General features: G+C 66.4%; 1 protein-coding gene. It reads right to left on the bottom strand.

All coding sequences use genetic code 11. The annotated features are described in order from the left end of the window. A partial coding sequence (locus EOA86_RS36005) for an ROK family protein (protein ID WP_164892384.1) occupies positions 1-1,031 on the bottom strand: 1,031 nt, incomplete at both ends.

Raw genomic sequence — 1,031 nt, 5'->3', positions numbered from 1 at the left:
CTGGGCGATGGCCTCGCGCAGGGCCGGCTCGATCAGGTCGAAGGCGGCAGCGCTGGCACCGACCATGGCGACCGGCGCCGGATCGATCAGCGCGAACAGGCTGCCGAGCCCGAAGCCGAGCGCCTCGCCGGCCTTGCGGTAGGCTTCGCGCTCCGGTCCGTCCGTCTCGCGCGCCCGAGCCGCCAGTGCCCGCATCTCGGCGTCGCTGACATCGGCGACCGGCTCGGCGTTCTCGCTCAATTGCCTTGCGTTGCGCCAGATAGCGTAGTTGCCGGCATAAGCCTCGACGCAACCGCGCCGCCCGCAGCGGCAAAGCGCGCCGCCCGGCCGATGAATCATGTGGCCGAATTCGCCGCCTGAGGAATGGGTGCCGGTGAACAGCTCGCCCTTCAGCACCAGTCCCATACCGATGCCATGCGAGAGCAGGATGGCGATGAAATCGTCGCGGTGGCGATCCGGGTCGCGCCGGCGCAGCGCCACGGCCATCATGTTGCAGTCGTTCTCCATGATGGCCGGGATGCCGAACTCGCGTTCCAGAATGTCGGCGAAGGCGATGTTCGTCTGCGGCGTGATCGGCGACCACAACATGGCGCGCGCATGGGAATCGGTAATACCCTGGATCGCCAGCGCGATGCGGGCGACGCTTTGGACGTCGAGGCCGGGGTCTTCGAGCCGGCGCCGGACGATGGCGACACATTCATCGATCAGCTCGTCGCGCGACATGATCAGCGAGTCCAGCCGGCGCTGTTCCTCGGCGACCACTTGTCCGGCATAGTCGATGACAGCGACCGACAGGGAATTCAGCGACAACACGACGGCCAATACCGCAGCGGCTTCAGGATTGAGGCTGAGGCCAACCTGCGGCCGGCCACGTTTCAGCGAAACGGTCTCACTCGCCTTGCTCTCGGCCAGGATGCGTTCCTGGATCAGGTCGGAAGAGATCGCCGAGATGGTCGAATGGCTGAGGCCGGTGGTTGCGGCGATCTCGGTCCGCGACGGCTTGCCTGCGCGGCGTACGGCAGAAATAACCA

The organism is Mesorhizobium sp. M5C.F.Ca.IN.020.32.2.1, assembly GCF_004023105.1.
Classification (GTDB): Bacteria; Pseudomonadota; Alphaproteobacteria; order Rhizobiales; family Rhizobiaceae; genus Mesorhizobium; species Mesorhizobium wenxiniae.
Note: the sequence above shows the minus strand (reverse complement) of the source record. Positions and strands in the feature narration are given on the sequence as shown.